Source organism: Pseudomonas sp. 20-5 (genome assembly GCF_056782835.1).
This window is the reverse complement of record NZ_CM165584.1, coordinates 1284443-1302653: the sequence shown is the minus strand read 5'-3', so window position 1 is coordinate 1302653 and position 18211 is coordinate 1284443. Positions and strand designations below refer to the sequence as shown.

The following is an 18211-nucleotide window of genomic DNA, read 5'->3' as shown; positions in this document are numbered from 1 at the left end:
GTCAACTCAGTTTGATGAACGAAGCCGGCGGCGTGTGCAGGTCGATGGGGTCGTCGTACAGCAGGTTGACCAGCTCCACCACCATGATGGCCGTCAGGCCCCAGATCTTGAACTCGCCGAAGCGATAGCTGGGCACGTACCAGCTGCGGCCGAAGTAGTCGATACGGTGGGTGACCTCGCGCGGGTCGTCGCGAAAGAAACTCAGCGGCACGTTGAACACCGCGGCGATCTCGCCGTCGTTGGGCTGGTACTCGACGAAGTCGGGAATGAAGGCGACATAGGGAGTGACCTCGATGCCATGCCGCGAGACCAGGGTGCTCAGCGGCCCGACCACTTCCACCAGGCCCGGCGGCAAGGCGATCTCCTCCTCCGCCTCGCGCAGGGCGGTGCGCACCAGGTCGGCATCTTCCGGGTCGCGCCGCCCGCCGGGGAAGGCGACCTCGCCGCCATGGGTGGACAAACCGGCGGCGCGCAGGGTCAGCACCAGCTCCGGATCGTCGCTGCGGGTGATGGGCACCAGCACGGCCGCTTGGGGGAAGCGCTGGTCGGTATCCAGTTGGCGGGGGCGGTGCGCCTCGATGCGTTGGCGCAGCTCGTCGAGCGTGCAGTTCATACTGCCGGGGTTTCCGAGGTCTTGTCGTTTCCCCGAGATCATGGCACGAAAGCCCCGGCCAGCCCACCCCTCCCGCACGGGGCCTTGTCGCCTCCCGGCCAGCCGAGCAAGATAGGCCTTTCCCCGAAGAAGAACCTGGCATGAAATTCTGCAGCCTGTGCGGCGCCACGGTGGTCCAGCGCATCCCGGACGGCGACAACCGCCTGCGCTACGTCTGCGACGCCTGCCACACCGTGCACTACCAGAACCCGCGTATCGTCGCCGGCAGCCTGCCGGTGTGGGACGGCCAGGTCCTGCTCTGCCGTCGCGCCATTGCGCCGCGCCTGGGCTACTGGACGCTGCCGGCCGGCTTCATGGAGAACGGCGAGACCCTCGCCCAGGCGGCGGCCCGCGAGACAGAGGAAGAAGCCAACGCGCGGATCGGTGACCTGCAGCTCTATACCCTTTTCGACCTGCCGCACATCAGCCAGGTCTACCTGTTCTTCCGCGCCGAGCTGCTCGACCTGGATTTCTCCGCCGGCGATGAAAGCCTGGAGGTGCGGCTTTTCGACGAAGCGGAGATTCCCTGGTCGGAGCTGGCTTTTCCGACCATCGGCCGTACCTTAGAATGCTACTTCAGCGACCGCCGCGAAGGCTGCTTCCCGGTGCGCAACGAAGCCATTGCACCTATGCTGGCTTCCTATAAGAAAGACTGAACGCCAAACACTCGAACACCGCCGCCGTTGCGGCTCAAGGGAACATCGGGGATTTCACTTCCATGCGCTGGTTGCTTGCTTTGCTGTGCTTGACCTTCGCCAGTCTGACCCAGGCCAATGCCGCGCCGAGCCTGGAAGGCAAGGTGGACAAGGTCCTGGTGCTCAAGTCCGAGCGAAAACTGCTGCTCCTCAACAAAGGCAACGTCCTGAAAAGCTACCGTGTCTCGCTGGGCAAGCGCCCGACCGGCCCGAAGCTGGCCGAAGGCGACAACCGCACCCCGGAAGGCTTCTACTGGATCGACTGGCGCAAGACCAGCAACAACTACAACCTCTCCATGCACATTTCCTACCCCAACGCCCGCGACGTGGCCAAGGCCCGGGAAAAGGGCCTGCCGGCCGGTGGCATGATCATGATCCACGGCACCCCGCTGGATGACGAATACCCGGAGTGGTACTTCTCCACCCTGGACTGGACCAATGGCTGTATCGCCATGAACAACACCGACATGCGCGAAGTCTGGAGCGTGGTGAAAGACGGCACGCTGATCGAGATCCGCCCCTGACAGAACCAGGCTGATACCACTCGTCAGCCGTCAGCCACGCCAGGAACGCCGCCGCGAGATTTTCCGGCGGCGTTTTCTTTTATCCGTCAAACCCTTGCATCCCTTACTCAGGCCGAGTCAATCGACGGGACGGCTGGCTGACGCGTGCGCGACGCACAACTGGCATTGACGTGGTATTCAAGTGGTATTAGCTTTCCCAGCATTACCGGGCGACAACAACACAATCCGCATCGGAACCTCTCATGAAGACAGCCCACGACCTGCTCCTGGCCCTGCGTCCCGACGAGGCGCAACCCACCCCCCTCTATCTGCAGCTGGCGCGCAATCTCGAGAGCGCGATCCATGCCGGCCAGTGGAAAGCGGAGGAAGCGCTGCCCTCCGAACGCAACCTCAGCGAAACCCTGAACATTTCCCGCGTCACCGCGCGCAAGGCCCTCGAAGTACTCTTCGAGCAGGGCCTGATCCGCCGCAACCAGGGCTCCGGCACCTTCATTACGCCGCGTCTCGAACAACCGTTGTCGCGTCTCTCCAGCTTCAGCGAGATGCTCCGCCTGAAAGGCTTCACCCCCGGCTCCACCTGGCTGGAGCGCGGCATCGCCCTGCCCACCCACGACGAACTGATCCGCCTCGGCCTCTCGCCGACCGAGAAGGTCACGCGCATGAAGCGCCTGCGCAAGGCCGACGGCACAGTGATGGCGATCGAGAACAGCACCCTGCCGGCGCGCCTGCTGCCGGACCCGACAGCGGTCGGCGATTCCCTCTACGAATACCTGGACGGCATCGGTCGCCCGGTGGTCCGCGCCCTCCAGCACGTGCGCGCGATCAACGCGTCCGCGTCCGATGCCGCGTTGGTCGGCATCGCGCCGGGCACCGCGATGCTGCTGATGACCCGGATCGGCTACCTCGAGGACAACACCCCGATCGAGCTGACCGACACCTACTGCCGCAACGACTACTACGACTTCGTCGCCGAACTGCGACGCTGACCGACACGGAGCCGCCATGCTCGAAGGCAACATTCTCACCCCGCAAGGCTGGGTCCTCGGCCGCCTACACATCCAGGACGGGCGTATCCAGCGGATCGAAGGCGAGCCCTGCGATCCGGCCGGCAACGCCGATCCGTACCTGCTGCCAGGCTTCATCGACCTGCATGTGCACGGCGGCGGCGGCCGCGACATCATGGAAGGCGGCGACGCCTTCGCCACCATCGCCCGCACCCACCGGCGCTTCGGCACGACCTCGCTGCTGGCCACCACCATGACCGCACCGCGCGAGGAGATCGCCGACATCCTCAGCCAGCTCGGCGCTTACTGCCGCCGCTCGCTGGAGGGCGGTTCACGGATACTCGGCGTGCACCTGGAAGGCCCCTACATCAACTCCGGCAAGCTCGGCGCGCAGCCCAACTTCGCCCATGCCGCGGTGCTCGAGGAAGTCGAGGACTACCTGCGCCGCGCGCCGATCCGGGTGATCACCATCGCCCCCGAGATCGCCGGACACCGGCCGCTGATCCGCGCCCTCGCCGAGCGCGGCGTACGCCTGCAGATCGGCCATACCCTGGGCAGCTACGAGGACGGCGTGGCCGCACTGGAAGCCGGCGCCAGCAGCTTCACCCACCTCTACAACGCGATGACTGGCCTGCACCACCGCGAACCGGGTATCGTCGGCGCGGCCCTGGCCCACGCACGCTACGCCGAGCTGATCCCCGACCTGCTGCATGTCCATCCCGGCGCCATCAGGGTGGCCCTGCGTTCGATCCCGTGCCTGTACTGCGTGACCGACTCCACCGCCGCCGCCGGCATGCCCGACGGCCAGTACAAGCTCGGCAGCCACACGGTGACCAAGTGCCTGGGCGGCGTGCGCCTGCCCGACGGCACCCTGGCCGGCAGCACCCTGACCATGGACCAGGCGCTGCGCAACCTGGTGAAGATCGGCCTGCCCCTGGCCGAAGCCTCGCAACGCCTTTCGCAATTCCCCGCCGATTACCTCGGCCTCGCCGAGCGCGGCCGCCTGGCGCCCGCAGCCTGGGCCGATGTGGTGCGCCTGGATCGCTCCCTGGAACTCGACGCCGTGATGGTGGAAGGAGAACTCGAATGACTTCGCTGATGCTCGAGGAAGCGCTCTCCGCCGCCGCGGTGGCGAGCCGTCAACTGGCCGTGCTCGACGCTTGCCTGCCGGCGCTTGGCCAGCGCCTGCGGGAGGTCGATCCGAACCTGGCGCTGACCGTCGCGCGCGGCAGCTCCGACCATGCCGCCAGCTACTTCGCCTACCTGGCCATGCAGCACGCCGGCTTGCCGGTGGCCTCGCTGCCCATGTCGGTAGTGACCCTGAACCGCTCGCCGCTGCGTGTCGCCGGGCAGGCCGTCTTCGCTTTCTCGCAGTCAGGACAGAGCCCCGATCTCGTGGACAGCCTGCGCATCCTGCGCGAACGCGGCGCCCTGGGCATCGCCCTGGTGAATGCCGAAGATTCGCCGCTGGAAGCCGCCAGCGAATTCGTCGTGCCGCTCTGCGCCGGCACCGAGCGCAGCGTCGCAGCGACCAAGAGCTTCATCGCCACGCTCAGCGCCAGCGCCCGCCTGCTCGCCCACTGGCAGCGCGACAATGCCCTGCTGGCCGCCGGCCAGGGCCTGGCGGCCGGGCTGGAGCAGGCCGCCAGGCTCGACTGGTCGCCGGCCATCGAGGCCCTGCGCGACTGCCAGCGGCTGATGGTGATCGGTCGCGGCGCCGGCTACGCCATCGCCCAGGAGGCCGCGCTGAAATTCAAGGAAACCTCGGCGATCCAGGCCGAGGCCTTCAGCAGCGCCGAGGTCCGCCATGGACCGATGGCGCTGGTCGAGGAGCGCTATCCGCTGCTGGTGTTCGCTCCCCGCGGCCCGGAGCAGGAAGGCCTGCTGGCGCTCGCCGAGGATATGCGCCAACGCGGTGCGCAGGTATTGCTCGCCGCCCCGGACGACATCGCCGAACGCGACCTGCCGCTGCAGCGCGCCGCGCATCCGGCGCTCGATCCGATCCTGGCGATCCAGAGCTTCTACGTCATGGCCGCCGGCCTGGCCGAAGCCCGCGGCATGGACCCGGACCAGCCACGGCACCTGAGCAAAGTCACCCGAACCCACTGAGCCTGAGCGCGCGCCCATGAACAACAAGAATCTCGCCCTCAAAGCGCCCCTGAGCGGCCCCGTGATGCCGCTCAACCGAGTACCCGACCCGGTGTTTTCCAGCGGCACCCTGGGCGAAGGCATCGCCATCGACCCACTCAACGACTGCCTGCACGCGCCCTGCGCCGGGCTGGTCAGCCACCTGGCGCGAACCCGCCACGCGCTCAGCCTGCGCGCCGACAACGGTGCCGAGCTGCTGCTGCACGTCGGCCTCGATACCGTACAGCTGCAAGGCGAAGGCTTCGAGGCGCTGGTCGAGGAAGGTGCGCGGGTGATCGAGGGCCAGCCGCTGCTGCGCTTCGACCTGGACCGCGTCGCCCGCGGCAGCCGCAGTCTGATCACGGTGATGATCCTGACCAACGGCGACGGCTTCCAGGTACGCCCGCTGACCACCAACCCGGTGGAGGTCGGCGCGCCGCTCCTGCAACTGAGTCCGGAGAAGGCCGAGCAACGTCCGGCCAATCCCGCGCCTGGCGAAGGCTCCGCGCAGCGCCAGGTCCGCGGGCGGGCGCGGGTCGCCCATCATGGCGGTCTGCACGCACGCCCGGCAGCGCTGCTACGGAAGACCGCGCAGGGCTTTTCCAGCCAGGCCGAACTGCACTTCGCCGGGCAGGTGGCCAGCGTCGACAGCCTGGTCGGCATCATGGGCCTGGGGGTCGCCGAACAGGACGAGGTAGAGGTGATCTGTCGCGGCGAAGACAGCGAGGCGGCCCTCGACGCCCTGCTCGCGGCCCTCGCCAGCGCCACCGCGGGGGCTCCGAAGGAGGCCCCGCGCGCCATCGCCCCGGGCGAGCCGGCGCGACCTGCGGCTGTCGCCGGTACCCTGGCCGGCGTCTGCGCTTCGCCCGGCCTGGCCAGCGGTCCCCTGGCGCGGCTCGGCGCCATCAGCCTGCCGGCGGATGACGGCCGGCATCGTCCCGAGGAACAGCACCTCGCCCTGGACCAGGCCCTGCAACGGGTGCGCGACGACGTACAGGGGAGCCTGCAGCAGGCCAGGCTCGGCGGCGACGAGAACGAAGCGGCGATCTTTTCCGCGCATCTCGCGCTGCTGGAAGACCCGGGTCTGCTGGACGCCGCCGACATGCTGATCGACCAGGGCGTCGGCGCCGCCCACGCCTGGCACCGGGCGATTCAGGCCCAGTGCGAGATTCTCCAGGCGCTGGGCAACCTGCTGCTGGCCGAGCGCGCCAACGACCTGCGCGACCTGGAAAAACGCGTGCTGCGGGTGCTGCTCGGCGACACCGCACCGTTGCGGGTGCCTGCTGGGGCCATCGTCGCCGCCCGGGAGATCACCCCCTCCGACCTCGCGCCGCTGGTGGATGCCGGCGCGGCTGGCCTGTGCATGGCCGAAGGCGGCGCCACCTCCCACGTGGCCATCCTCGCCCGTAGCAAGGGCCTGCCGTGCCTGGTGGCGCTCGGCGCCGGGCTGCTGGAGCTGGAGGAAGGCCGGCAGGTAGTACTGGACGCCGGCCAGGGCCGGCTGGAACTCAGCCCCGACGCTCGACGCCTGGAGCAGGTCGCCTTGCAAGTGGCGCAGCGCGAAGAACAACACCGCCGCCAGCAGGCCGATGCGCAGCGCGAGGCGCTCACCCGCGACGGCCGGCGCATCGAGATCGGCGCCAACGTCGCCTCGCCGCGCGAGGCCGCCGAAGCCTTCGCCAACGGCGCCGACGGGGTCGGCCTGCTACGCACCGAGTTTCTCTTCCTCGAGCGCCGCGCCGCGCCCGACGAAGAGGAGCAGCGCAACGCCTACCAGGAGGTCCTGGACGCCATGGGCCAGCGCAAGGTGATCATCCGCACCATCGATGTCGGCGGCGACAAGCACCTCGACTACCTGCCGCTGCCGGTGGAAGAAAACCCAGCACTGGGCCTGCGCGGCATCCGCCTCGGCCAGGCGCGCCCGGAGCTGCTCGACCAGCAGTTGCGCGCGCTGCTGAGGGTCGAACCACTGGAACGCTGCCGGATACTGCTGCCGATGGTCAGCGAGGTCGACGAACTGCGCGCCATCCGTCGCCGCCTCGGCGAGCTGGCCACGCAGTTGGGGATCGAGCGCCTGCCCGAACTCGGGGTGATGATCGAAGTGCCCTCCGCCGCCCTGCTCGCCGATCAACTGGCCGAACACGCCGACTTCCTCTCCATCGGCACCAACGACCTGTCGCAGTACGCCCTGGCCATGGACCGTTGCCACGCCGGCCTGGCCGACCGCATCGACGCCCTGCACCCGGCGCTGCTGCGGCTGATCGCCCAGACCTGCGCCGGAGCAGCCCGCCACGGCCGCTGGGTCGGCGTCTGCGGTGCGCTGGCCTCGGACCCGCTGGCGACACCGGTACTGGTCGGCCTCGGGGTCGAGGAATTGTCCGTCGGGCCGAACCTGGTCGGCGAGATCAAGACCCGGGTGCGCCAGCTCGACGCCGCTGAATGCCGCCGCCACGCCCAGGCGCTACTGGACCTGGGCAGCGCCCGGGCGGTGCGCGACGCCTGCCTGCAACACTGGCCGCTGGCCTGACAAGAACAATCGGAGACCACCGCCATGCCCCCGTTCCTGATCGAAAGCCTGCAACGCCTGGGCCGCGCCCTGATGCTGCCGATCGCGATCCTGCCGATCGCCGGCCTGCTGCTGCGCCTGGGCGACGTCGACCTGCTCGACATTCCGCTGGTCCACGACGCCGGCAAGGCGATCTTCGCCAACCTGGCGCTGATCTTCGCCATCGGCATCGCCGTCGGTTTCGCTCGCGACAACAATGGCACCGCCGGCCTCGCCGGCGCCATCGGCTACCTGGTGATGATCTCGGTGCTCAAGGTGATCGATCCGGGCATCGACATGGGCGTGCTCTCCGGCATCATCAGCGGCCTGGTGGCTGGCGCCCTGTATAACCGCTTCAAGGACGTGAAGCTGCCGGAATACCTGGCGTTCTTCGGCGGCCGCCGCTTCGTGCCGATCGCCACCGGGATCAGCGCGGTCTGCCTGGGCCTGCTGTTCGGGGTGATCTGGCCACCGCTGCAACAGGGCATCAACGGCCTCGGCCAACTCATGCTGGAAAGCGGCAGCTTCGGCGCCTTCGCCTTCGGCGTGCTGAACCGCCTGCTGATCGTCACCGGGTTGCACCACATCCTCAACAACCTGGTGTGGTTCGTCTTCGGCAGCTTCACCGACCCGGAAACCGGGCGCGTCGTCACCGGTGACCTGGCGCGCTATTTCGCCGGCGACCCGAAGGGCGGCCAGTTCATGGCCGGGATGTTCCCGGTGATGATGTTCGGCCTGCCCGCCGCCTGCCTGGCGATGTACCGCAACGCCCGTCCGGAGCGGCGCAAGCTGATCGGCGGGCTGCTCCTGTCGATGGCCTTGACCGCCTTCCTCACCGGCGTCACCGAGCCGGTGGAGTTCGCCTTCATGTTCCTCGCGCCGCTGCTCTACCTGCTGCATGCGCTGCTCACCGGCCTGTCCATGGCCCTCACCGACCTGCTCGACATCCGCCTCGGCTTCACCTTCTCCGGTGGCGCCATCGACCTCGCCCTGGGCTGGGGCCGTTCCACCCACGGCTGGATGCTCTGGCCGCTGGGCCTGCTCTATGCCGGCATCTATTACCTGGTGTTCGACTTCTGCATCCGCCGCTTCAACCTGAAGACCCCGGGCCGGGAAGACGACGCGAGCAGCGAATCGGGCGACAACGCCGAAGCCGAGCGCGCCCCGGCATTCATCCGCGCCCTGGGTGGCGCAGCCAACCTCGAAGTGGTGGACGCCTGCACCACGCGCCTGCGTCTGCGCCTGGTCGACCGCGACAAGGCCTCGGACGCCCAGCTCAAGGCCCTCGGTGCGATGGCCGTGGTACGTCCGGGCAAGGCCGGCAGCCTGCAGGTGGTGGTCGGCCCACAGGCCGACAGCATCGCCGACGAGATCCGCCGCGCCCTGCCCTTCGATACGCAACCGGGCGAAGCCGTACCGCCGCTGGGCAGTCCGCACACAGCCGAAGAGGTGGTGGCGATGCAGGCCACCGTCGACGCCGCCGAAGCCCAGGCCTGGCTCGGCGCCCTCGGCGGCGCCGGCAACCTGCGCGAGGTACGGGACGTCGCACTGACCCGCCTGCGGGTCAGCGTGGCGGACGAACGCAAGCTGGCCACCGAGCAACTGCGTCGTCTCGGCGGACAGGGCGTCAGCTCCCTCGCCGGCGGCATCTGCCATATCCTGGTGGGCCCCCGCGCCGCGGCCCTGAGCCAGGCCCTGCAACCGCTGCTGCGGCGCTGACGGCAGGAGGGCTGGACCTCGGCCAATCGGCGGATAACCGCCAAGCGGTTATTCGCCCTACGCCACAGCTCCCCCGTTCGGGTTCGATAATCGCGAAGCGGTTGTTCGCGCCACGCCACAGCCCCGGGTCGGGCTCTCCCCGTGAGGCGGATAACGAAAAGGGCGGCAACTGGCCGCCCTTCTTGCTTGTCCGAGGAAAACTCAGAAGACCATGTCGGTCAGGCGCCAGACTTCGTAGGCCGGGGTCTCATAGGGATGCGCCGCCTTCAGCGCCTTGACGCTGGCGTGGATGAGCTCGTCGGCCACCACCAGTTCCACTTTCCACTCCGCCACGTGCTCGACCTGGCCGACCTGGCCCAGGTAGGGTTGGCTACCGTCCAGGGGCCGGAACTGGCCCTGGCCAAGGGACTGCCAGCAGCAACTGTCGTACGCCCCGATGCGCCCGCCACCCGCGGCGAACACCGCTTGCTTGACGACATCCAGATGGCTCTCAGGCACATAGAAACACAGCTTGTACATCGTTTTCTCCGCACGAATCGAATGCTGCACGAGGCGGTCGGTGGTTGTGCGACTGCCGACGCCAAATAATGGCACTTTGCCTTGACATGATGAATATTTGACGCTGCCTTTACGACAGATAAGCGCAACATTTGTTCGCTCGTCACAACACCTTCGTGCGGGCGTTCACAGATTTACGTTCAGCCGCGGAAACGCCGCCACCTGGCCTTCAGCCCGGAGGCGGAAGGCGCATGGCTGCCGTCGCAATACGGCAGGTCGGCGGAGCGCCCGCAGCGGCACAACAGCAACAGGCGCTCGCGGGTCGCGTGGAGCGTCAGGCCGTTGCGGCAGTCGGCGGGACAATCGGGAAGCGAAGCCGAAGCCCCGCAGGTACAGAGCCGCAAGGTGTCGCCGGGAGAGACCCGGCGAACCTCGGGAAGAAGGTCGGGCGACGAGTTGGAGTCCGCATCGCCCGCCATGCCGGATCAGTCCACCCAGACCCGGGCGTTGCGGAACATGCGCAGCCAGCCGCCGTCTTCCTGCCAGTCGTCCGGACGCCAGGAATTCTGCACGGCGCGGAACACCCGCTCGGGGTGCGGCATCATGATGGTGACCCGGCCGTCGCGGCTGCTCAGCCCGGTGATGCCGCGCGGCGACCCGTTGGGGTTGGCCGGGTAGGCTTCGGTGACCTTGCCGTGGTTGTCGACGAAACGCAGCGACACGCAGCCGGAAAGGTCGGCCTCGAGCAACGCTTCCTCCGACTCGAACTCCGCATGGCCTTCGCCATGGGCGATGGCGATCGGCAGGCGCGAACCGGCCATGCCCTGCAGGAAGATCGACGACGACTCCTGCACCTGGACCATCGCCACCCGCGCCTCGAACTGCTCGGAACGGTTGCGCACGAAGTGCGGCCAGAACTCGGTGCCGGGAATCAGCTCGTGCAGGTTGGACATCATCTGGCAGCCGTTGCAGACGCCGAGGGCGAAGCTGTCCTTGCGCGCGAAGAACGCCTGGAAGCCGTCGCGGGCGCGGGCGTTGAAGAGGATCGACTTGGCCCAGCCCTCGCCGGCGCCGAGCACGTCGCCGTAGGAGAAGCCACCGCAGGCCACCAGGCCCTTGAAGGCGTCCAGGTCGACCCGCCCGGCGAGGATGTCGCTCATGTGCACGTCGATCGCGGCGAAGCCGGCGCGGTCGAACGCCGCGGCCATCTCCACCTGGCCGTTGACGCCCTGCTCGCGGAGGATCGCCACTTTCGGCCGCACGCCCTTCTTGATGTAGGGCGCGGCGATGTCGTCGTTGACGTCGTAGCTGAGCTTGATCGACAGCCCGGGGTTGTCTTCGTCCAGCAGCGCGTCGAACTCCTGCTCGGCGCAGTCGGCGTTGTCGCGCAGACGCTGGATCTGGTAGCTGGTCTCGCTCCAGATGCGTTGCAGGATGCGGCGCTGGGCGCTGTAGACGGTCTCGCCGTTGTAGTTCAGGTTGATCTCGTAGCCGTTGACCGGCTGGCCGATCACCGCCACGCAGTCGTCGAGACCGGCGGCGCTGAACTGCGCGAGGACTTCCGGAGTGGCGCCCTCGCGAACCTGGATCACCGCGCCCAGTTCCTCGCTGAACAACACGGCCGCCAGCTCTTCGCGGCTATCGGCCAGGGCATCGAGGTTCAGCTCGACGCCGCAGTGACCGGCGAAGGCCATCTCCAGCACGCTGGTGATCAGGCCGCCGTCGGAACGGTCGTGGTAGGCGAGGATATGGCCGTCGGCATTGAGTCCCTGGATCACCGCGAAGAAGGCTTTCAGGTCCTCGGCGTCGTCGACGTCCGGCACGGCGCGGCCGAGCTTGCCGTGGACCTGGGCCAGGATCGAGCCGCCGAGACGGTTCTTGCCGCGGCCGAGATCGATCAGGATCAGGTCGGTCTCGCCCTTGTCCAGGCGCAGTTGCGGGGTCAGGCTCTGGCGCACGTCGGCGACCGGGGCGAAGCCGGTGACGATCAGCGAGACCGGAGAAGTGACGCTCTTGTCCTCGCCATTGTCCTGCCAGCGGGTCTTCATGGACATCGAGTCCTTGCCTACCGGGATGGTGATGCCCAGTTCCGGGCACAGTTCCATGCCCACGGCCTTGACCGTGTCATACAGGCGCGCGTCCTCGCCGGGGTGGCCGGCGGCGGCCATCCAGTTGGCGGAAAGCTTGATGTCGGACAGCTTGCCGATACGCGCGGCAGCCAGGTTGGTGACCGTCTCGCCGATGGCCATGCGTCCGGAAGCCGGGGCGTCCAGCAGCGCCAGCGGGGTACGTTCGCCCATCGCCATGGCCTCGCCGGTGTAGACGTCGAAGCTGGTGGCGGTGACGGCGCAGTCGGCCACCGGCACCTGCCAGGGCCCGACCATCTGGTCGCGGGCCACCAGCCCGGTGATGGTGCGGTCGCCGATGGTGATCAGGAAGCTCTTGCTGGCCACGGCGGGATGGCGCAGGACGCGCTCGACGCTTTCCTGCAGCTCCAGCCCGGCGGCGTCGAAATCGTCGCCCAGCTCGGCCTCGCGGGTGACCGCGCGGTGCATGCGCGGCGCCTTGCCGAGCAGGACTTCCAGCGGCATGTCCACCGGCTTGTTGTCGAAATGGCTGTCGGCGACGGTCAGCTGGCGCTGCTCGATGGCCTCGCCGACCACCGCGAACGGGCAGCGCTCGCGCTCGCAGATGGCCTTGAAGGTCTCGAAGTCGGCGGCGTCCACCGACAGCACGTAGCGCTCCTGCGACTCGTTGCACCAGATTTCCAGCGGGCTCATGCCCGGCTCGTCGTTGGGCACCGCACGCAGCTCGAAGCGACCGCCGCGGCCGCCGTCGTTGATCAGTTCCGGCAGGGCGTTGGACAGGCCGCCGGCACCGACGTCATGGATGAAGCTGATCGGGTTGCGCTCGCCGAGCTGCCAGCAGCGGTCGATCACTTCCTGGCAACGTCGCTCCATTTCCGGGTTGTCGCGCTGCACTGAGGCGAAGTCGAGGTCGGCGGAGCTGGCGCCGGTGGCCATCGAAGAGGCGGCGCCGCCGCCCAGGCCGATCAGCATGGCCGGGCCGCCAAGGACGATGAGCTTGGCGCCGACGCTGATCTCGCCCTTCTGCACGTGTTCGTCGCGAATGTTGCCCATGCCGCCGGCGAGCATGATCGGCTTGTGGTAGCCGCGCACTTCCTCGCCGTGAGGGGTAGCGATCTTCTGCTCGAAGGTACGGAAGTAGCCGGTCAGCGCCGGACGGCCGAACTCGTTGTTGAACGCGGCGCCGCCCAGCGGGCCCTCGATCATGATGTCCAGCGCGGTGACGATGCGCTCGGGCTTGCCGTAGGGCACTTCCCAGGGCTGTTCGAAACCGGGGATCTGCAGGTTGGACACGGTGAAGCCGGTCAGGCCGGCCTTCGGCTTGGCGCCGCGGCCGGTGGCGCCCTCGTCGCGGATCTCGCCGCCGGAACCGGTGGAGGCACCGGGGAACGGCGCGATGGCGGTCGGGTGGTTGTGGGTCTCCACCTTCATCAGGATCTGCACCGGCTCGCGGCTGGCGGCGTATTCGCGGGTCTGCGGATCGGGGAAGAAACGCCCGGCGACATGGCCGACGATGACCGCGGCGTTGTCCTTGTATGCGGACAGCACGCCTTCGCGGTTCATCTCGTAGGTGTTCTTGATCATGCCGAACAGGCTCTTGTCCTGGGCCTGCCCGTCGATGTCCCAACTGGCATTGAAGATCTTGTGCCGGCAATGCTCGGAGTTGGCCTGGGCGAACATCATCAGCTCGACGTCGTGCGGGTTGCGCCCCAGTTCACCGAAGCTCTTCAGCAGGTAGTCGATCTCGTCCTCGGCCAGGGCCAGGCCCAACTCGACGTTGGCCTTCTCCAGCGCGGCGCGACCGCCGCCAAGCACGTCGACGGCGGTGAGCGGGCGGGGCTGCGCATGGCTGAACAGCTCGGCGGCGCCTTCCAGGCGGTCCAGCACCAGTTGGGTCATGCGGTCATGCAGGCGGGCGGCGACCTGCTGGGCGTCGCTCTCGGACAGTTCGCCCTGCACATAGTAGGCAATGCCGCGCTCCAGCCGGTCGATCTTCGCCAGGCCGCAGTTGCGGGCGATATCGGAGGCCTTGCTCGACCACGGCGAGATGGTGCCGAAGCGCGGCACCACCAGGAACAGCCGTCCGCTGGGCTCCTGCACCGGCACGCTCGGGCCGTATTTCAGCAGCCGCGCCAGCACCTGCTCCTCGTCGGCGGTGAGCGCGCCGGTGACGTCGGCGAAATGCGCGAACTCAGCGTACAGCCCGGTAACGGCAGGTACGTGCTGGGTCAGTTGCTCAAGCAGTTTGCCGTGGCGGAAAGCGGAAAGGGCGGGAGCGCCGCGCAGGATCAGCATTGTCGGAACAGCCTCTGGAGACGGGAAGGTGTGGGGGCCGGCCGGGCCGGCCCGCAGAGGCCGTGCATTCTACCGTAAAGCACCGTCCGGCGGCACCCGCGCCGATGGCTATCGCATAGCCCTCCATCGGATCCGCGGCGGCCCGCTTCGAAACACTTCGAGAACGGCGCCGCAGCGCTCTGCGACGGGGCAAGCGAAACGGCGGACGAACGGTATCCCGGCGATAGCAGAGAAGGTCCCGGCTGTCGAGATATGGCGCCGTCTCGCCTTTGCGTATACTGCGCCGATGTTTGCCCTGACCGCGTACCGCTTACGTTGCGCCGCCTGGCTGTTGGCGACCGGCATCTTTCTGCTGCTTGCGGGCTGTAGCGAGGCGAAAGCCCCTACCGCCCTGGAGCGCGTGCAGAAGGAGGGCGTACTGCGCGTGATCACCCGCAACAGCCCGGCCACCTACTTCCAGGACCGCAACGGCGAAACCGGCTTCGAATACGAACTGGCCAAGCGCTTCGCCGAGCGTCTCGGCGTCGAGCTGAAGATCGAGACCGCCGACAACCTCGACGACCTCTATGCCCAGCTTTCCCGCGAGGGCGGCCCGGCACTCGCCGCGGCCGGCCTGACCCCGGGACGCGAAGACGACGCCAGCGTGCGCTACTCGCACACCTACCTCGACGTAACCCCGCAGATCATCTACCGCAACGGCCAGCAGCGCCCGACCCGCCCGGAAGACCTGGTCGGCAAGCGCATCATGGTGCTCAAGGGCAGCAGCCACGCGGAGCAGCTCGCCGAGCTGAAGAAGCAGTATCCCGAACTGAAGTACGAAGAATCCGATGCTGTCGAAGTGGTCGACCTGTTGCGCATGGTCGACGTCGGCGACATCGACCTGACCCTGGTCGACTCCAACGAACTGGCGATGAACCAGGTGTACTTCCCCAACGTCCGCGTCGCCTTCGATTTCGGCGAAGCCCGCGGGCTGGCCTGGGCCTTGCCGGGGGGCGACGACGACAGCCTGATGAACGAGGTCAACGCGTTCCTCGACCAGGCCAAGAAGGAAGGCCTGCTGCAACGCCTGAAGGACCGTTACTACGGGCATGTCGACGTACTCGGCTACGTCGGCGCCTACACCTTCGCCCAGCACCTGCAGCAACGCCTGCCGCGCTACGAAAGCCACTTCAAGCAGAGCGGCAAGCAGCTGGATACCGACTGGCGCCTGCTCGCCGCCATCGGCTACCAGGAATCGCTGTGGCAGCCCGGCGCTACCTCCAAGACCGGCGTGCGCGGCCTGATGATGCTGACCAACCGCACCGCCCAGGCGATGGGGGTGTCCAACCGGCTCGACCCGAAGCAGAGCATCCAGGGCGGCAGCAAGTATTTCGTGCAGATCCGCAGCGAACTGCCCGAGAGCATCAAGGAACCGGACCGCAGCTGGTTCGCCCTGGCCGCCTACAACATCGGCGGCGCGCACCTGGAAGACGCGCGCAAGATGGCCGAGAAGGAAGGCCTCAACCCGAACAAGTGGCTGGACGTGAAGAAGATGCTGCCGCGCCTGGCGCAGAAGCAGTGGTACGCCAAGACCCGCTACGGCTATGCGCGCGGCGGCGAGACCGTGCACTTCGTACAGAACGTGCGGCGCTACTACGACATCCTCACCTGGGTGACCCAGCCGCAGATGGAAGGCAGCCAGATCGCCGAGAGCGGGTTGCACCTGCCCGGCGTGAACAAGACGCGCCCGGAAGAAGACAGCGGCGACGAGAAACTCTAGCCGCCCCCTCCCCTCAGGATTCTCCGTCGCTTGCCAGCCAGGCGGCGTGCTCGCGCACATCGGTCGGCCAGCCGGCGATCCGCTCGGCGAAGCCCTCGCGATCCCCGGCGAACAGCGCACGCGTCGCCTCCTCGAAGCCCGGCAGGTCGCCGGCCATCGCATTCATGAAATGGTAGGCGCGCTCCTGCGCCTGCCGCGCACGCCCGGACTGGCTGCGGCGCGCCTCCTCGACCAGCTTGCGCAGCGCCACCGAGGCGCCCCCGGGCTGCGCGGCGAGCCATTCCCAGTGGCGCGGCAACAAGGTCACCTCGCGCGCCACCACGCCCAGCTTCGGCCGCCCGCGCCCGCGCGGCGCGGCCTCCTCCGCCGGTTGCCGCTCGCCTGCGACGACCAGGCGCGCCAGCAGGTCCTCGCTGGAACCACGGATATCGAGATCGACGGAGCGCCCAGTGGCATTGTCGAATACCAGCAGCGGTCCGGCTGCACCGCCGGCGACCGCTTGCTTCAAGGCCAGCGCGACCTCCGGCAGCGCCGCCGTCAGCAGCCGGCGCGTGCCGTCGAAGCAGGTGAAGGATTGGATGTATGGATCATTGGCCATGACAGGCTCCCATGGATGGAACGCCCGAATAATACCCGGATATAAATAGAGCAACAATATTATCCGGATAAAATAAATCCCATGAAAAAGGCCGCCCTATGGCGGCCTCTTCCGGCAGCGATGACCTACCAGCCGGCCGGCAGCAGGTTCATGGCGCTACAAATGGCGTAGGCGGCGCTGGCCAGGTAGATCGTCACGATCACCGCCTGGATCGCCGGATGGGCGATCCAGCCGCATTTCCAGGCCGGCTCGAAGTCGCCGTTCCTACGCGCCGAGCGCAGCATCAGGATCGGCATGATCGAGAGAATCACCCCGCTGAAGGCCCCGGCGAAGTACAACGCGTTGACGAAGCCGACCAGCCCGCTGTAGGCCAGGACGAACGGCGGCAGCGCGACGATCGCCAGCACCAGCAGGCGGGTCTTCGGCCGGTTCTCCGGACCGAGCTTGTGGAACTTGTCGAAGATGTTGGTCAGGAAGCTACCGCCCAGGCCCCAGTAGGACGTCAGCATGGCGCACAGGGCGAAGGTGTTGGCGGTGAAGAAGGCCCATTCGCCGAGCGCCTTGCCCCAGGCCAGGGTGGCGACTTCGGACTGGTTCTCCAGGCCGGTCAGGGCGATCACCGAGAGCGGCACGATGCTGAGCAGGACGAAGGTGGTCAGCATCCCGGTGATCACCGCCTTCGGCAGGCGCTCCGGGGCGTGGCTGAAACCACGGGCCATCTCCGGGACGATGTACTGGGCGGAGAAGCAGAACACCGCGATGTTGAATACCGGCACCATGTAGATCCAGTCGCCGTCGAGCAGACGGGCGAACTCGGTATTGTCGTTGAGCAGGGTGGCCGCCACCAGGATCAGGATCATGCTGACCATGCCGATGCTGATGAACTTCTCGCCCTTGCCGATGGCGCTCAGCCCCAGGTACAGCACGCCGGCGGCCGGAATGAAGAACAGCACGCTGCCCAGGGCCGGGCTGATACCGAAGAAGGCGCTGAGGATCTTGCCGCTGCCGCTCATGTAGGCGATCAGCGCGCCGATGCTGTTGACCGCTACGGACAGGAAGATCGCCCAGGCGCCGAAGGAGCCGACATAGCGCTGGGCAAGGCCGCTCAACTGGTTGTGGGTGCGCGTGCGCAGGGCGGTTTCCGAGACGTAGAGCATGGAAATGGTGGTGAACAGGCCGGCCACCGCCAGCCAGAGCAGCAATGGCATGAAGCCGGCCTTGCGGCTGGCGTAGGCCATGGACAGCACGCCTGCGCCGATGTTGGTTCCGACGATCATCGCCACCGCCTCGAGGAACGTCAGGCGCTTGACCTCCAGTCCCGAGGAATCGACGGCTTCCGCCCCGGCGTGATCCTGATACTGCTGGACCCGGGTATCACTCATGACAACAACTCCCTGCATTTCGAATTGGCATTGTGCGGGAGGCGGCCAGGACCGCCGTACCGATGGCCTTCTTCGAGGACAATGCAGGGCCGGGAATCGCGGACGCCTCCGGACCGGCCGCGCTTTTCGGCTGCGCGGTCCGGCGGGGGTATCCGCAGGCGGGCTCGCTCTCACCTGAAGCCATTGCCTGCGGGCCGCTTGCTCAAGCGGCCGTGCAAAATATCACACAATTCGACGAAGGAAGCGCGCGGCGACTACGACTTTACGCCTATGCCGATCGTCCGAAATATCCGGATAAATAATTGATGCAGATGGCTTTTGAAGTA

At 67.6% G+C, this 18211-nt stretch carries 15 protein-coding genes; 9 read left to right on the top strand and 6 right to left on the bottom strand.

What is annotated here, in order from left to right:
- Nucleotide 1: 1 nt before the first annotated feature.
- Nucleotides 2–613, bottom strand: a complete 612-nt coding sequence (locus tag AC1RB9_RS06125) for a CoA pyrophosphatase (RefSeq protein WP_003092664.1) — start codon at nucleotides 611–613, stop codon at nucleotides 2–4.
- 140 nt (nucleotides 614–753) lie between these two features.
- Between AC1RB9_RS06125 and AC1RB9_RS06120 the strand changes: the two genes are divergently transcribed.
- The 7 genes from AC1RB9_RS06120 (at nucleotide 754) to nagE (ending at nucleotide 9266) form a co-directional block, all read left to right on the top strand.
- A complete protein-coding gene (locus AC1RB9_RS06120; RefSeq protein WP_003092665.1) occupies nucleotides 754–1308 on the top strand; it encodes an NUDIX hydrolase in 555 nt (184 codons plus the stop codon).
- Nucleotides 1309–1370: 62 nt separating this feature from the next.
- The gene (locus tag AC1RB9_RS06115) at nucleotides 1371–1871 is read left to right on the top strand and encodes a L,D-transpeptidase family protein (protein WP_003092667.1); all 501 of its coding nucleotides are present in this window, start codon (nucleotides 1371–1373) and stop codon (nucleotides 1869–1871) included.
- A gap of 242 nt (nucleotides 1872–2113) precedes the next feature.
- Complete coding sequence (locus AC1RB9_RS06110; RefSeq protein ID WP_003117452.1) at nucleotides 2114–2857, top strand: GntR family transcriptional regulator; 744 nt, start codon at nucleotides 2114–2116, stop codon at nucleotides 2855–2857.
- A 16-nt stretch (nucleotides 2858–2873) separates the two neighbouring features.
- Complete coding sequence (gene nagA, locus AC1RB9_RS06105; protein WP_003113826.1) at nucleotides 2874–3965, top strand: N-acetylglucosamine-6-phosphate deacetylase; 1092 nt, start codon at nucleotides 2874–2876, stop codon at nucleotides 3963–3965.
- Nucleotides 3962–4984 carry an SIS domain-containing protein gene (locus AC1RB9_RS06100; protein ID WP_003119309.1) on the top strand — a complete coding sequence of 341 codons (1023 nt, stop codon included), beginning with the start codon at nucleotides 3962–3964 and terminating at the stop codon, nucleotides 4982–4984. The genes nagA and AC1RB9_RS06100 overlap by 4 nt, the downstream gene beginning before the upstream one ends.
- A 16-nt stretch (nucleotides 4985–5000) precedes the next feature.
- A complete protein-coding gene (gene ptsP, locus AC1RB9_RS06095) occupies nucleotides 5001–7529 on the top strand; it encodes a phosphoenolpyruvate--protein phosphotransferase (RefSeq protein WP_003143174.1) in 2529 nt (842 codons plus the stop codon).
- 24 nt (nucleotides 7530–7553) lie between these two features.
- Nucleotides 7554–9266 (top strand): N-acetylglucosamine-specific PTS transporter subunit IIBC, encoded by a 1713-nt coding sequence (gene nagE, locus AC1RB9_RS06090; RefSeq protein ID WP_003104812.1) that lies wholly within the window; start codon nucleotides 7554–7556, stop codon nucleotides 9264–9266.
- 201 nt (nucleotides 9267–9467) lie between these two features.
- On the opposite strand, the gene AC1RB9_RS06085 is transcribed toward nagE, so the two are convergent.
- The 3 genes from AC1RB9_RS06085 to purL all read right to left on the bottom strand — a co-directional run bounded on the left by AC1RB9_RS06085 (nucleotide 9468) and on the right by purL (nucleotide 14146).
- A complete protein-coding gene (locus AC1RB9_RS06085) occupies nucleotides 9468–9785 on the bottom strand; it encodes a YqfO family protein (protein WP_003092679.1) in 318 nt (105 codons plus the stop codon).
- Nucleotides 9786–9964: 179 nt separating this feature from the next.
- The gene (locus AC1RB9_RS06080; RefSeq protein WP_003113822.1) at nucleotides 9965–10243 is read right to left on the bottom strand and encodes a CDGSH iron-sulfur domain-containing protein; all 279 of its coding nucleotides are present in this window, start codon (nucleotides 10241–10243) and stop codon (nucleotides 9965–9967) included.
- Between the two features lie 6 nt (nucleotides 10244–10249).
- Nucleotides 10250–14146 (bottom strand): phosphoribosylformylglycinamidine synthase, encoded by a 3897-nt coding sequence (gene purL, locus AC1RB9_RS06075; RefSeq protein WP_003104809.1) that lies wholly within the window; start codon nucleotides 14144–14146, stop codon nucleotides 10250–10252.
- Nucleotides 14147–14432: 286 nt separating this feature from the next.
- Here purL and mltF point away from each other — a divergent pair, with 286 nt between their 5' ends.
- Nucleotides 14433–15905: a membrane-bound lytic murein transglycosylase MltF gene (gene mltF / locus AC1RB9_RS06070; protein ID WP_003104806.1), complete on the top strand. Its 1473-nt coding sequence runs from the start codon at nucleotides 14433–14435 to the stop codon at nucleotides 15903–15905.
- 13 nt (nucleotides 15906–15918) lie between these two features.
- Here mltF and AC1RB9_RS06065 read toward each other — a convergent pair whose 3' ends face one another.
- Together AC1RB9_RS06065 and AC1RB9_RS06060 are read right to left on the bottom strand one after the other, a co-directional pair.
- Nucleotides 15919–16503, bottom strand: a complete 585-nt coding sequence (locus AC1RB9_RS06065) for a DUF2239 family protein (protein ID WP_003113820.1) — start codon at nucleotides 16501–16503, stop codon at nucleotides 15919–15921.
- Nucleotides 16504–16628: 125 nt separating this feature from the next.
- Nucleotides 16629–17885 (bottom strand): aromatic amino acid transport family protein, encoded by a 1257-nt coding sequence (locus AC1RB9_RS06060; protein WP_003105913.1) that lies wholly within the window; start codon nucleotides 17883–17885, stop codon nucleotides 16629–16631.
- A gap of 62 nt (nucleotides 17886–17947) precedes the next feature.
- Between AC1RB9_RS06060 and AC1RB9_RS06055 the strand changes: the two genes are divergently transcribed.
- Complete coding sequence (locus AC1RB9_RS06055; RefSeq protein ID WP_152959661.1) at nucleotides 17948–18187, top strand: hypothetical protein; 240 nt, start codon at nucleotides 17948–17950, stop codon at nucleotides 18185–18187.
- Nucleotides 18188–18211 lie beyond the last annotated feature (24 nt).

Coding starts and splice junctions, on each gene's coding strand:
- AC1RB9_RS06125 (WP_003092664.1), bottom strand. CDS start 613: ATGAACTGCACGCTCGACGAGCTGCGCCAACGCATCGAGGCGCACCGC.
- AC1RB9_RS06120 (WP_003092665.1), top strand. CDS start 754: ATGAAATTCTGCAGCCTGTGCGGCGCCACGGTGGTCCAGCGCATCCCG.
- AC1RB9_RS06115 (WP_003092667.1), top strand. CDS start 1,371: ATGCGCTGGTTGCTTGCTTTGCTGTGCTTGACCTTCGCCAGTCTGACC.
- AC1RB9_RS06110 (WP_003117452.1), top strand. CDS start 2,114: ATGAAGACAGCCCACGACCTGCTCCTGGCCCTGCGTCCCGACGAGGCG.
- nagA (WP_003113826.1), top strand. CDS start 2,874: ATGCTCGAAGGCAACATTCTCACCCCGCAAGGCTGGGTCCTCGGCCGC.
- AC1RB9_RS06100 (WP_003119309.1), top strand. CDS start 3,962: ATGACTTCGCTGATGCTCGAGGAAGCGCTCTCCGCCGCCGCGGTGGCG.
- ptsP (WP_003143174.1), top strand. CDS start 5,001: ATGAACAACAAGAATCTCGCCCTCAAAGCGCCCCTGAGCGGCCCCGTG.
- nagE (WP_003104812.1), top strand. CDS start 7,554: ATGCCCCCGTTCCTGATCGAAAGCCTGCAACGCCTGGGCCGCGCCCTG.
- AC1RB9_RS06085 (WP_003092679.1), bottom strand. CDS start 9,785: ATGTACAAGCTGTGTTTCTATGTGCCTGAGAGCCATCTGGATGTCGTC.
- AC1RB9_RS06080 (WP_003113822.1), bottom strand. CDS start 10,243: ATGGCGGGCGATGCGGACTCCAACTCGTCGCCCGACCTTCTTCCCGAG.
- purL (WP_003104809.1), bottom strand. CDS start 14,146: ATGCTGATCCTGCGCGGCGCTCCCGCCCTTTCCGCTTTCCGCCACGGC.
- mltF (WP_003104806.1), top strand. CDS start 14,433: ATGTTTGCCCTGACCGCGTACCGCTTACGTTGCGCCGCCTGGCTGTTG.
- AC1RB9_RS06065 (WP_003113820.1), bottom strand. CDS start 16,503: ATGGCCAATGATCCATACATCCAATCCTTCACCTGCTTCGACGGCACG.
- AC1RB9_RS06060 (WP_003105913.1), bottom strand. CDS start 17,885: ATGAGTGATACCCGGGTCCAGCAGTATCAGGATCACGCCGGGGCGGAA.
- AC1RB9_RS06055 (WP_152959661.1), top strand. CDS start 17,948: ATGGCCTTCTTCGAGGACAATGCAGGGCCGGGAATCGCGGACGCCTCC.